At 63.8% G+C, this 12512-nt stretch carries 7 protein-coding genes; 3 read left to right on the plus strand and 4 right to left on the minus strand.

What is annotated here, in order from left to right; translation table 11 throughout:
- The first annotated feature begins 61 nt into the window (after positions 1 to 61).
- Positions 62 to 1972 carry an autotransporter outer membrane beta-barrel domain-containing protein gene (locus G453_RS0112675; RefSeq protein WP_027191375.1) on the plus strand — a complete coding sequence of 637 codons (1911 nt, stop codon included), beginning with the start codon at positions 62 to 64 and terminating at the stop codon, positions 1970 to 1972.
- Between the two features lie 615 nt (positions 1973 to 2587).
- Here G453_RS0112675 and G453_RS0112680 read toward each other — a convergent pair.
- The 4 genes from G453_RS0112680 to G453_RS23860 all read right to left on the minus strand — a co-directional run bounded on the left by G453_RS0112680 (position 2588) and on the right by G453_RS23860 (position 9448).
- A complete protein-coding gene (locus G453_RS0112680) occupies positions 2588 to 3187 on the minus strand; it encodes a tetratricopeptide repeat protein (protein ID WP_027191376.1) in 600 nt (199 codons plus the stop codon).
- A 7-nt stretch (positions 3188 to 3194) separates the two neighbouring features.
- Complete coding sequence (locus tag G453_RS0112685; protein ID WP_027191377.1) at positions 3195 to 5516, minus strand: cellulose biosynthesis cyclic di-GMP-binding regulatory protein BcsB; 2322 nt, start codon at positions 5514 to 5516, stop codon at positions 3195 to 3197.
- Positions 5513 to 7834 (minus strand): glycosyltransferase family 2 protein, encoded by a 2322-nt coding sequence (locus G453_RS23855; RefSeq protein WP_051272384.1) that lies wholly within the window; start codon positions 7832 to 7834, stop codon positions 5513 to 5515. The genes G453_RS0112685 and G453_RS23855 overlap by 4 nt, the downstream gene beginning before the upstream one ends.
- 105 nt (positions 7835 to 7939) lie before the next feature.
- Complete coding sequence (locus G453_RS23860; protein WP_156920905.1) at positions 7940 to 9448, minus strand: sensor histidine kinase; 1509 nt, start codon at positions 9446 to 9448, stop codon at positions 7940 to 7942.
- Between the two features lie 503 nt (positions 9449 to 9951).
- On the opposite strand from G453_RS23860, the gene aprB reads away from it, so the two are divergent.
- Complete coding sequence (gene aprB / locus G453_RS0112700; protein ID WP_027191378.1) at positions 9952 to 10446, plus strand: adenylyl-sulfate reductase subunit beta; 495 nt, start codon at positions 9952 to 9954, stop codon at positions 10444 to 10446.
- Positions 10447 to 10497: 51 nt separating this feature from the next.
- Positions 10498 to 12495 carry an adenylyl-sulfate reductase subunit alpha gene (gene aprA, locus G453_RS0112705; protein ID WP_027191379.1) on the plus strand — a complete coding sequence of 666 codons (1998 nt, stop codon included), beginning with the start codon at positions 10498 to 10500 and terminating at the stop codon, positions 12493 to 12495.
- The last annotated feature ends 17 nt before the right edge of the window (positions 12496 to 12512 follow it).

Raw genomic sequence — 12512 nt, forward strand, 5'->3', positions numbered from 1 at the left:
TCCTGGAATCCTCGAGGGCTTTTTGACGTAGCGTGATCTCCACCCTATCCGGAAGGCCACCATGAAACGTCTCGCCCTTGTCGCAACGCTGTTCTCCCTCGTCATCAGCATGGCCGGTCCTGCCAGCGCAGCCAGGTTCACCCAGTACGTCGGATTCGGCGACAGCACCCAGGACAGCGGCTATTTCCGCTACAACACCACGGGGCTCCCGGCGTTCGACAGGATCATCGCCGACGCGGTGTCTCGCGGGGCCAGTGGCGCTTTCGTCGGGCCAGGCATCATGAATTCGACCATGCTGGCCGGAAAGTTCGGCCTGAACGGCGCGGCCATCGGCGGCGGAGGGACAAACTACGCCAACGGCGGCGCGTTCTCGGCCCCGCTGCGCGTCTCCGAAAATTCTCCCGCCCTCTCCGGTGTTTCGGCCCCCACCAACGTCTCCACGAACCAGCAGATCCAGAACTATCTGCTGTCCACAGGCGGCGCGGCCAACCCCAACGCCGTCTACATGATCAAGACAAGCGACAACGACCTCCAGTTCCTCCGGGCCATGACCCCGGCCTGGGTCGCCGCCAACCCCAACTTCCTGGCAAATCTGGCCGCCGGGGAGGCGGTCAGCGCCGCCGCCCTGCAGGCTGCGGGCGCGCGCACCATCCTGGTGCCAAACTCCTACAACTACGCCGTGTTTGCCGGACTCGGCGGCGCCATCGCTCCCGGAAACGAAGGCCTGTACGCGACCTCCCTGGCCTACGGGCGCAACCGCTGGGCGGACCTGACCGCGGCGGGCGTGCGCTTCATCCCTGCCGACATCGACTCCCTGATGCGCTTTGTGGTGCAGCATCCCACTCTGTTCGGGTTCACCCCCACCTCGGTGCTGTCGGCCAACACCCTGTCTCCTCAGCTCAGCCCTCTGCTGATCAGCTGGGCCGAGGTCACGCCCGATCAGTTGCAGACCAACCTGTTCATCGGCGCGAACGGCGTGCACTTCACCACGGCGGGCCAGCAGATCGAGGCGGATTACGAGCACAGCCTCCTCGTCGCGCCGGTCCAGATGTCGCTTTTGGCGGAAGCCCCGGTGCAGGGCGGTCTGGCCCGCGCGGCCACCATCCAGGGTCAGATCGATCTCTCTTCCAAAAATCGAGGCCCGAATGGCGTGAACGTCTGGGCCAGCGGCGGAGTCGGCTCCCTGAACCTCAAGACCACCACGGGCTTCCCTGATTCATCCGGCGCCCCTTTCACCGGCTCGGCGGGCGTGGACTACCAGACGCATTTCGGGCTTATCCTGGGTGCGGCCTTCACCGCCGGAACCCAGACCCAGAACTTCTCCCAGGACGGCGGCCACTTCGACCAGAACGACCAGGCCTTCAGCCTCTACACCGCCTACAAGGCCGGTCCGGTCTGGGGCAACGCGGTGGCGTCCTACGGCCTGTACCAGGACAAGATCACCCGCCCGGTCACCCTGGGCCTCTTCCCCGACCAGAACAGCGCCGACACCTCCGGGCACTCCCTGGCCCTGGCCCTGCGCCTTGGCGGCGACATCACGCTGGGACCCGTGACCACCGGCCCCGTGGTGGGGCTGGTGTTGCAGCAGGTCACCATCAAGAGCTTCACGGAATCCGGCACCAGCGGCGTCACCGCGCTGTCCTTCGGCGGCCAGACGCGCGATTCCGTGGTCAGTCAGCTGGGCTGGCGCGTCCTGGTGGACGTGGCCCGCTGGCAGCCGTTCGCGGAGGCGAAATGGAACCACGAGTTCGCGGGTAGGGACCGCAGGGTCAAGGCCGCCATCACCACGGCCTCCGCCGCGCCTTATTCCATGGACGCCGCCCCCGTGACCACCGACTGGGGCACCGCCTCCATCGGCACGATCTTCAAGATAAACGACACGGTGTCGCTGCGCGGCTCGGTATCGACCATGTTCTCCAACCCGCAGGTGGTGACCTACGGCGGTGAACTGGGCGTGAACGTCAGCTTCTAGTTGGGATTGCTCACTGGGCTCCGCCCAGACCCGCCAGGGCTCTGCCCTGGACCCGGCAGGGGAGAAGCCTCCCCTGCACCCGGCTTTCCGCTTCGCGTCGTGTGCGGGAGGCTTGAGTTATGTGGGGACGGGTGCTGGGGGCTGTCCCGTTCGTGTCCTGGCGGGCGGGCTAGAACCGATTTGAAGACGATTCGTCGCCCGCCCGCCAGAACCCGAGCGTGACAGCACCCTGCACCCAGTGTTCCCGCCCCGAAGGTCCCGGTCTCTAACCTCCCGGCTCGCAGCCTTCCCGCCCAAAGCCCTCAGGCTACATGTCTCAACCTTCGGCCTCTCTCACTGACCTCTCAGGGTAAATGACCAGACCTTGGGAATTCGACCAGCGACATAGGATTTCAGGAGTCAGGTTCAGAAAACAGGCATCGTAGAGGACAGCAAAATCAAGAATAAGAACGCCCTGAAGCGCGGCTTTGCGCGCTTCAGGGCTATTTGCGAGCTCTCTGAGCAGTAACGGTGCTGCCCGCGAAGCGGCTGCAGGGTCCAGGGGGATCATCCCCCTGGCGGGAGAGTGCAGAGAGGGCGGAGCCTTCTTTGCCCGCCGGAGGCATCCTCCTCCGGCTACCTGCGCCAGGCGGCGCGTTCGTTCTCGGGCAGATACTTGAGGTACGGCTCGGCGGCTTTGGGGCCGCCGCGTTTGTAGAGCAGATACAGCAGATTGGGCAGCACTTCCGGAATGCGGAACCCCTGTTCGATCAACGCCTTGAACTTGGCCTCTGCCTGGGCTTCGCGGCCTTGCCGCCAGTAGGCGTACCCGATGCCAAGCGTCGCCTCCTGGGAGATGAGCTTGTCCGTGGAGGCTTCGGCCTGTCCGAATGAGGCGAGAGCCGCTGGCGTGTCGCCGGCGTTCAACCGCTCCCAGCCAATGCCGAGCGCCTCAAGGTCCCGCGCGGGCTGGCGCTGGGCGGGCTTGCCTCGCGCCAGCTTGGGCGGTGTCTTGACGGGCGGGCTGATGTCCGTGCCCACGGATTCGCGTTGCACGGACGGAGCCACCGCGTCGGGAGCCTGGTCCGCCGTGCCTTCCAGCGCCTGGTGCCGGGCCGGATCGGGCATGGGCTCGCGCGTGACGGTCGCCGCCAGGGATGGCGAGGCCAGCGCCGCCAGAAGCGTCAGTTGGCAGGCCTTGCGGAGCAAGGCCTGTATGGCGTGGCGCGGACGCATTCCCTGGTTATTTCCTGGAGGCCCTTACGGCCTTGAGCGCGCGCAGGGAGCCCCAGGCGAAGAGCAGCAGCAGGAACAGCACCGTACCCAGCGAATACCAGGGGTAGGTGTTCACCAGGATGGTCAGCTTGGGCAGCACGCCGATCTTGCCGATGTAGTAGCTGTCCCCGGCTTCCAGGGAGGCGACCTTGGGGTTGGCGGCGTTCAGATCCACCATGGCCACGTTCCCGGTGATCTGGGATCGCACGGCGGGCTCCCAGAGTCGTGCGGCCAGCATGGCCACGTCCTTGGGTGTGGCTCCGGTGAACAGGGTGACGGTGTCGGCGGCGGTGCCGGGCGACTTGAACTGGGACACGAAGCCCTTGCCGGGCGAGAGGGTCGCTCCGGAGCGCACGTCGGCCCAGATGTAGCGGGTAACTTCGGAGTGCTTGCGCTCGCGTTCCCAGAGGAAGGGCAGGAACTTGGACCATAGGGGGGCCTTGTGCGAGGCGGACTCGTCATCTTGGGGCTTGGGGCGCGGCATCTGGGGATAGGGGCGCTTGCCCTGGGGCAAGAGGGAGAAGGGCGCGGCGGACACCAGTTCTCTGGGCAGGGTGTCCACGCCGCCCACGGCGATGACGTTGCCGGACACGGCCGGGCCGAAGCTGACCGCGAGCTTGAGGGGCGCCAGACCCACGCGCTGGCTGGCCTGCGCTGCGAGGTTTACGGCGGCGTTGACGGTGTCGGCCTCCTTGTCGCCCAGGAGCAGGGTGGAGTCACGAAGGTCGGGCCACTGGGCGTAGGGGAACACGTCCTGGTAGAAGAGGCTGAGGTCAGGCAGCTTCACCCACAGGGGGATGTCCGGGAAGGTGAGCGTGGAGTCGTCGTAGAGGGTCATGGCCAGGTTTTCGGACTGGTAGAACTCGCACAGGTTGGTCTTGAGCGGGTTCAGCACGGGTGTCAGGGTGATGGTGTTCGTGCCCTTCTTCATGGCGTACAGGGGGAGGTTGATGCGGTAGTCCAGGAAGGTGCCGCCCTTGACGTTCTCGAAGTGGACGCCGCCCACGTAGATGCCGTTGATGTGCACCAGGAGCACCGAGTCTTCGCGCATGCCGGGTGCGTAGGCCACGTGCAGCGAGAGCGCCACGCTGCTGTTGGGGTTCAGGTCCAGGCCCGAGGGGAAGGTGTAGGAGAGGTCGATGGGCTGGGCGCGGGCGGTCTCGGCGCGCACGGTCCGGGTGACGTAGCCCATGGAGCGCAGGGTGTATTCCTTATCGCGGCTGATGTTCCTGGCCGCTTCCAGCATGTCGGTTTCGGGGTCGTCTACCTGCGAGAGGTCGGTCTCGGCGGCGTCGGGGAAGGGGAAGGACAGGTAGCTGAAGGCCCGCACGGCCTTGTCGGTTCCTTCCGGCGTGCCGGAGAGCACGATGATGGCGTTGTCGGGGGAAGAGTTGCCGGACGAGGCTTCCGGGATAAGCGCCATGGTGGATTCGCCGATTTTCGGGGCGCGTGCACCGAGCAGCTTCTGCACCCAGGAGGCGTCGCCGATGACGATGTTGTCCATGCCGGGCTTCAAGCCGCTGGACACAGTGGCCCGCGCGGCCTGGTAGTCCATGCGCAGCGCCACGCCGGACGCGGCCAGGGCGGCCAGCTTCACGGACTTTTCGGAGATGTCCGGCAGCACGATGTTCACGTCGGAACCCAGGAAGCCGCGCGGATCGAACAGGAAGTCCGAGATGGCCGAGAGCCTGCGGGGCACGGGTTTCACGGCGTAGTTCAACTCCACCGTGGCCGTTTCCAGCTCCAGGTTGGTCCACAGGGACTGGTGCTGGGGATATTCGCAGAACTCCTCGGTGTAGCTCTGCACCACGCTGAAGGTGCACTCGTTGTAGCCGGGGGGCAGGAGATTGCCGGGAATGGGGATCTCCACCTTGCCCTTGGGCGATTCGGGCCGCAACTCGATCTGGCCCAGGACGCGGCCGCCAACCAGGAAGCTCAGGCGCGACAGCCGGGCGATAAGCGACGACGAGTTGACGTAGCCGAAGCTTACGGCCGCGCTCTTGACCTCCCAGCGCTCGGGCACCGGCAGGCTGAAAGTGAAGGCCGCGCTGGCGCCCTTCAGGGGAACGTTCCTGACCGGAGACAGGCTGCTGAGCGGCAGCTTGATGGAGTAGGTCCCGTCCGGCCTGCGCTCGGGCTTGGGCTGGGCGGCGACCTCCCTGGACGTGGCCGGGGCCTGTGCGGCCTCGGGCTTCACGGGCGCGGCCTTGGTCGTCTGGGCGTACAGGTCGCCCCAGGGGATGCTCAGGCTGAGGATCAGGGCCAAGGCCAACAGGATGGGGCGCTTCATCGATATCTCCTTGCCGGGGCGAGGTGTGCCCTGCGCAGAAGACGCAGGAAAAGGGCCTCGCCCATGTCTCTCATGACGGACCAGATGCCCTGGATGTTGTGGACAGTGCCGGTCATGCTCTTGGCTACCAGATAGTAGAGTCCGGTGACCAGCCCGATACGTTTGTTGAAGAGGCTGCGGGCGAAAGACTGGAATCGGGCCGAGTCGCCGTGGACGAACCCTACGACGTCGGCCATGGCCTTGTCGTCCGGTATGATGAACTGGGTGCCGATGTAGTGCATGCCCCCATGGGGGAATATGCGCTCCACGCGCAGGCGGAAGGTGTAGGAATTGCCGTAGGAATCCTTGGCCTGGGCCGCGATCTTCTGACCAATGGCGTAGGGCGCGGGCGAGGGGATGAGCACCCCCATGCCCAGAAGTGACAGGTCGAAAAGCGCGGTGGGCATGAAGTCCAGCGAGTCCGGGTCGCCGAGCATGACCAGCCCCTGGGCCTTGAAGCGGTGGAAGCGCCTGATCTGGCGCTTCTCCCACACCACGCCCAGGCAGAGCATGAGCATCATGAGGTTGAAGACGTTCCACAGGCCGGTGACGATGATGGCGTCACGCTCCATTGGGTAGGCTGTCCATCGGTACACGGCGAAAAGGAAGGAGAAAAAGCAGATGATGAGCATGAAATAAAACGGCGCGGACAGGTGGCTCAGGAAGTCGCGCTCCAGGGCCACGCCCTTGGGGGTGACTTTGAAGCTGGGCTTTCGCGGATTGAGGGCCACGGCGATGATGGCCGGGAGCAGGTAGAAGCTCTGGATTGTCTCGAAAAGCTCCGAGAAGAACGGGTGGCGCACCTGTCCGAACAGGTTGTTGGAGATGATGTAGCTGGCCAGCAGGTGGGGCAGGGCATAGGCCACGATCTGGCTCATGGACGCGTTGTAGAGCCGGATGCCCAGGCACAGGTACAGAAACGGCGAGATGAAGAAGATGAACCGGGCCACCCCGAAGAACCAGAAGAAGCAGGAGTTGAAGTAGCAGAGCTTCTGCTTGAGGCTCAAACCCTTTTGCAGCAGCGGGTTCTTCAGCAGGAAAATCTGGGTCATGCCCTGTGCCCAGCGGGAGCGCTGAAGGATGAAGTCCGCGAAGGTCTCCGGGGACAGCCCGGAGATCATGGGCTTGTTGAGGTAGACGGAGTTGTAGCCCTTGGCGTGCAGGCCCAGGGCGGTTTCGGCGTCCTCGGTGATGGTCTCGCCCTCGATGCCGCCCTGGGAAACCAGGCACTCGCGGCGAAGGACAGCAGCCGAGCCGCAGAAGAAGGACGAGTTCCAGAAGTCGAGCCCCAGCTGGACCGCGCCGTAGAACATCTCGTTCTCGCCGGGGGAGTCCTGGGCGGTGTGGAGGTTCTTTTCCACGGGCGTGGGGTTCAGGAAGTAGTGCGGGGTCTGCACCAGGAAGAGCTTTGGGTCCTTGAGGAAAAAGCCCACGGTGTTCTTCAGGATGTCGCGCGTGGGAACGTGGTCGCAGTCCAGGATGAGCACCAGCTCCCCGGAGGTGGACACCGTCCCGTCCGGTCCGGTCACGGCCCTGTCCGCGTCGTCTACGACGACGTCCTCGAAGGACTGCCCCATGAAGGCCGAGTTGATGTTTCCGGCCTTGGCCTTGCGGTTGTAGTTGCGGGTCAGGTAGCGGATGCCGAGATCCTGGCACATGCTTTTGAGCCGCAGCGACCGGTCGCGGGCCTCCCAGGCCAGTTCGGGGTCGGGGTTGTTCTGCTTGGCCAGCGTGCCGCCGTCGTCGATGACGTACACGGTGAGTTTGTCTTTGGGGTAGTCGATGATGGAACAGGCCGTGGCGGTCAGGAACACCACGTCGTCGGGTTCGTTGTAGGTGGGGATGAAGATGTCCACCGTGGGCCACAGGGCGGTGTCATCCGGGAGCGGCGCGGGCGTCCTGTTCAGCCGGTAGACGTTCACGAACATGCCGAGGAAGTGGACAGTGATCCCGTAGAGTTCGGAGAGGAACAGGAGCATCATGAACACGAAGTCCACGGGCCCTGTGAAGAAGACGGTCTCGGTTGTGCGGAACACCACGTAGCGCAGGGAGATGAACGCGCCCAGGGCCAGGAAGAACACGCGGAAGGCTAGGCCCATGCGGTTTTCCATCAGGCTCATGATGTAGAGCGCAGCGACCAGCATCCAGCCGAGCATCTGCTGATGTTCCAGCGTGAGGTGCAGGCCGGAGGCGAACGCTGTCAGGGACGCCGTCAGGATGAGCGTGGCGTACGTCGCCGGTGCAATCCGGCTGTCCTGAATCGTTGCGGCGGCGTCCATGGCTGGGAATCCTTGAGACGGATAGACTACTTTGAGTCAGTGGAAACTCTTACATGAATTTTATCTCAAGTGAAGAGGGGTTTTGTTGCAATCGTGAAACGTTGGTCAGTCGTGCAGGTCTGTGGCGTCTTCGTTGAGGGGGATGGCGATGTAGAAGATGCTGCCCTTGCCCGGTTCGCTTTCCACGCTGAGAACGCCGCCGTGCAGTTCGACGATACGGCGGACTATGGTCAGTCCGAGGCCTGTTCCCTGCGCCGTGCGGGTGCTTGAAGTGTCGGCCTGGTGGAAGGCGTCGAAGATTCGCCCGGTTTCCACTTCCGGGATGCCCGGCCCGGTGTCGCGCACCTCGAACAGGGCGCTCTCGCCTGCGCGGCTGACTCCCACGGTGATGGTGCCGGACTGGGTGAACTTCACGGCGTTGTCCACAAGGTTGATGAGCGCCTGCTTGAGCCGCAGGGGATCAGCCATGAGCGCCAGCGGCTCGGTATAGAACTCCACCTCCAGGCCTTTGGGCGCTGCCATGACGTCGGCGGCCTGGGCCACCTCCAGCACCAGCTCCTCGGCCTGCATGGGCGCCAGGCGAAGCCGCGCCTCGCCGGCCTCCATGTCGGAGATGTCCAGCAGGTCGTTAATCAGGGCCAGCAGGCGGTTGGCGCTGTCCTCGATGTCCTGGGCGATGCCTGCTGCTTCGGCGGGGTCGGGCATGTGCTCGTGGTCGGTCAGGAGAGAAATGTTGCCCAGTATGATGGTGAGCGGCGTGCGCAGCTCGTGGGAGACGATGCTCAAAAAATCTGTCTTGACCCGGTTGGATTCCTCGGCGGCGCGGCGCGCGTCGGCCTGGGCGCGCTCGGCGGTCCGACGTGCGGTTATGTCGCGGGCGATGGCAGAGGCCCCGGTCACGTTGCCGTCGGCGTCCAGGATGGGCGAGATGGTCAGGGATACGATGAGGCGTCTGCCGGATTTGTCGTGGCGTTCGGTCTCCACGCGGGCCACGTTCTCGCCGTGGCGGATGCGCGCCGCGATGGAGTCGAGCTCCTCCAGCTTTTCCAGGGGGACGATCAGCTCGGACACGTGGCGACCGATGGCTTCCTCGGCTGAGTAGCCGTAGAGTTCCTCGGCGCCCCTGTTCCAGTAGGTCACCACGCCGTCCAGGGTCTTGCCCAGCACCGCGTCTCCGGTGGAATCGACGATGGCGGCCAGCTGCTGAACCCGGCGGAAGGCGGCCTTTTCCCGGGTCAGGTCGTGCAGGATGCCCACGAAGAAACCGCCCTCGGCGGACTTGCCTTCGCCCACGGACAGATAGACCGGGAACACGCTGCCGTCTTTTCGCCGGGCGGTCACTTCTCGGCCCGTGCCGATGATGCGCCTTTCGCCGGTGGCGAGGTGGCGGGCGACCCAGGCGTCGTGACTGGAGCGGAAGGGCTCGGGCATGAGCATGCTGACGTTCTGGCCGAGGACTTCCTGTCTGGAATAGCCGAACAGCTTCTGGGCAGCGTCGGAAAACGCCTGGATGCGGCAGGAATGGTCGATGATGACGATGGCTTCGACAGCGGCCGCCAGGATGGCCTGGAAGTGCGCGTCGCAGTCGGCGGACTGCTTGTGGTGGGCGTTCACAAGGGAACTATGGCGGCAATCGGTGAGGAAGGCAAGAAGCAAAGGCGAACGGGGAGTAATCCCTTGCCACTACGCCAAGAGCATGGTAGACGATCCGGGCGGATACCCTTGTCTGATTATATGCGGCTGGCGGCCCATATTTATTCTATATATTTCAGTCGCTTAGTTTCTTTGTAATAAATTTCACTTTCGGCTTGACGGAGCCGGGTCGTCTCGTTACATTCATCACAAGCCGTCGGAATGGCGGCTGACTTCTGGAGGTTAACGGTGGATTGCAGGGGAATCGTAGTGGGATGTGAATTTCTTCCCGAGTGCGTTCCTCCCATGTTCGCCGTGTCCGCGCCTAGCCCGGAATGATCTGCCTTCCCGGCCCTCGTCGAGAGTCGATGGCCGGGTGTCTTGTTCCCTCTCGGGGTATAGGCTGCGTGTTTTTGGGCTGCGTGTTTTGTTTGTGGAGTGGGTGAAAAGAAGTCAACCATCAAAACTAGCGTGGAGGACGTGGTATGCCTACCTTTGTCGATCCCAGCAAATGTGACGGATGCAAGGGCGGCGAGAAGACCGCCTGCATGTACATTTGCCCCAACGACCTGATGATCCTCGACCCGGCCGAAATGAAGGCCTACAACCAGGAGCCCGAGGCTTGCTGGGAGTGCTACTCCTGCGTCAAGATCTGCCCTCAGGGCGCCATCGAGGCCAGGCCCTACGCCGACTTCGCTCCCATGGGCGGCACCTCCATCCCCATGCGCTCGGCCGACTCCATCATGTGGACCGTGAAGTTCCGCAACGGCAACGTCAAGCGCTTCAAGTTCCCCATCCGGACCACCCCCGAAGGCTCCATCAAGCCCTTCGAAGGCAAGCCCGAGCCCGGCAGCTTGGATGACGAGTTGCTCTTCACGGAGACCGGTTCCCTTATGGTTCCTCAGGCTACTTCCATGAAGAAGTCCGAAGTCACCGAGGGCGACACCGTGCAGTGCTGGCTGGATGGTTTCTGCAAGTAAGCAGAAGCGTTTGCGTGAACTCACGACACAGAAGATAAAAGGAGCACACAAATGCCCCGTATTCCCATGAAAGAGGACGCGAAGGGCGTCGCTCTGGCTGAACCCGAAGTCATTCAGCAGCATGTCGACATCCTGATGGTCGGCGGTGGTATGGGTAACTGCGGCGTGGCCTTCGAGGCCGTCCGTTGGGCCGACAAGTACGCCCCCGACCTGAAGCTGCTTCTCGTCGACAAGGCCTCCCTCGAGCGTTCCGGCGCCGTCGCCCAGGGCCTCTCGGCCATCAACACCTACCTGGGCAAGAACAACGCCGACGACTACGTCCGCATGGTTCGCACCGACCTGATGGGCCTCGTCCGCGAAGACCTGATCTTCGACCTGGGCCGTCACGTTGACGACTCCGTCCACCTGTTCGAAGAGTGGGGCCTGCCCTGCTGGATCAAGGACGAGCACGGCCACAACCTGGACGGCGCTCAGGCCAAGGCCGCCGGCAAGTCCCTGCGCACCGGCGCCGACCCGGTCCGCTCCGGCCGCTGGCAGATCATGATCAACGGCGAGTCCTACAAGTGCATCGTGGCCGAAGCCGCCAAGAATGCCCTGGGCCAGGATCGCTACATCGAGCGCGTGTTCATCGTGAAGATGATCATGGACGCCAAGATCCCCAACCGCGTCGCTGGCGCCGTTGGCTTCTCCACCCGCGAGAACAAGGTCTACATCTTCTCCTGCAACGCCATGGTCGTAGCCTGCGGCGGCGCGGTGAACGTGTACAAGCCCCGCTCCACCGGTGAAGGCCTCGGCCGCGCCTGGTACCCCGTTTGGAACGCCGGTTCCACCTACACCATGTGCGCTCAGGCCGGTGCTGAGATGACCATGATGGAAAACCGCTTCGTCCCCGCCCGCTTCAAGGACGGTTACGGACCGGTCGGCGCCTGGTTCCTGCTCTTCAAGGCCAAGGCCACCAACTCCAAGGGCGAAGACTATTGCACCACCAACCGTGCAATGCTGAAGCCCTACGAAGATCGCGGTTACGCCAAGGGCCACGTCATCCCGACCTGCCTGCGCAACCACATGATGCTGGCTGAAATGCGCGCCGGTCGCGGTCCCATCTACATGGACACCGCTGGCGCCCTGCAGGCTACCTTCGCCACCATGACTCCCGAGCAGCAGAAGCACCTGGAGTCCGAGGCTTGGGAAGACTTCCTCGACATGTGCGTCGGCCAGGCCAACCTGTGGGCCTGCATGAACATCGAGCCTGAGAAGTCCGGCTCCGAGATCATGCCCACCGAGCCTTACCTGCTCGGCTCGCACTCCGGCTGCTGCGGCATCTGGGCTTCCGGTCCCGACGAAGCTTGGGTTCCCGAAGAGTACAAGGTCCGCGCCGACAACGGCAAGGTCTACAACCGCATGACCACCGTCATGGGTCTCTGGACCTGCGCTGACGGCGTCGGCGCTTCCGGTCACAAGTTCTCCTCCGGCTCCCACGCTGAAGGCCGCATCGTCGGCAAGCAGATGGTCCGCTGGTGCGTCGATCACAAGGACTACGTCCCCACGATCGCCGAGAAGGCTGACGACCTGAAGAAAGAGATCTACCAGCCCTGGTACACCTTCGAGCAGTTCAAGGGCGTCTCCACCGACCCCGTTGTGAACCCCAACTTCATCTCGCCCAAGAACTTCATGATGCGCCTCATCAAGTGCACCGATGAATACGGCGGAGGCGTTGGCACCCTGTACACCACCTCCAAATCCCTCCTGGACACCGGCTTCAAGCTGCTGGCCATGATGGAAGAGGACTCCAAGAAGCTGGCCGCCCGCGACCTGCACGAACTGATGCGCTGCTGGGAGCAGTTCCACCGTCTGTGGACCGTGCGCCTGCACATGCAGCACATCGCCTTCCGTGAAGAGTCCCGTTACCCCGGCTTCTACTACCGTGGCGACTTCCCGGGCCTGGACGACTCCAAGTGGCACTGCTTCGTGAACTCGAAGTACGATCCGGTCACCAAGGAGACCAAGGTCTTCAAGCGCCCCTACGTTCAGATCATCCCGACCGAGTAAGTCGGACCAAGCGCGGC

Origin of the sequence: Fundidesulfovibrio putealis DSM 16056, from assembly GCF_000429325.1 — a bacterium.
Lineage (GTDB): Bacteria > Desulfobacterota > Desulfovibrionia > Desulfovibrionales > Desulfovibrionaceae > Fundidesulfovibrio > Fundidesulfovibrio putealis.

Coding starts and splice junctions, on each gene's coding strand:
- G453_RS0112675 (WP_027191375.1), top strand. CDS start 62: ATGAAACGTCTCGCCCTTGTCGCAACGCTGTTCTCCCTCGTCATCAGC.
- G453_RS0112680 (WP_027191376.1), bottom strand. CDS start 3,187: ATGCGTCCGCGCCACGCCATACAGGCCTTGCTCCGCAAGGCCTGCCAA.
- G453_RS0112685 (WP_027191377.1), bottom strand. CDS start 5,516: ATGAAGCGCCCCATCCTGTTGGCCTTGGCCCTGATCCTCAGCCTGAGC.
- G453_RS23855 (WP_051272384.1), bottom strand. CDS start 7,834: ATGGACGCCGCCGCAACGATTCAGGACAGCCGGATTGCACCGGCGACG.
- aprB (WP_027191378.1), top strand. CDS start 9,952: ATGCCTACCTTTGTCGATCCCAGCAAATGTGACGGATGCAAGGGCGGC.
- aprA (WP_027191379.1), top strand. CDS start 10,498: ATGCCCCGTATTCCCATGAAAGAGGACGCGAAGGGCGTCGCTCTGGCT.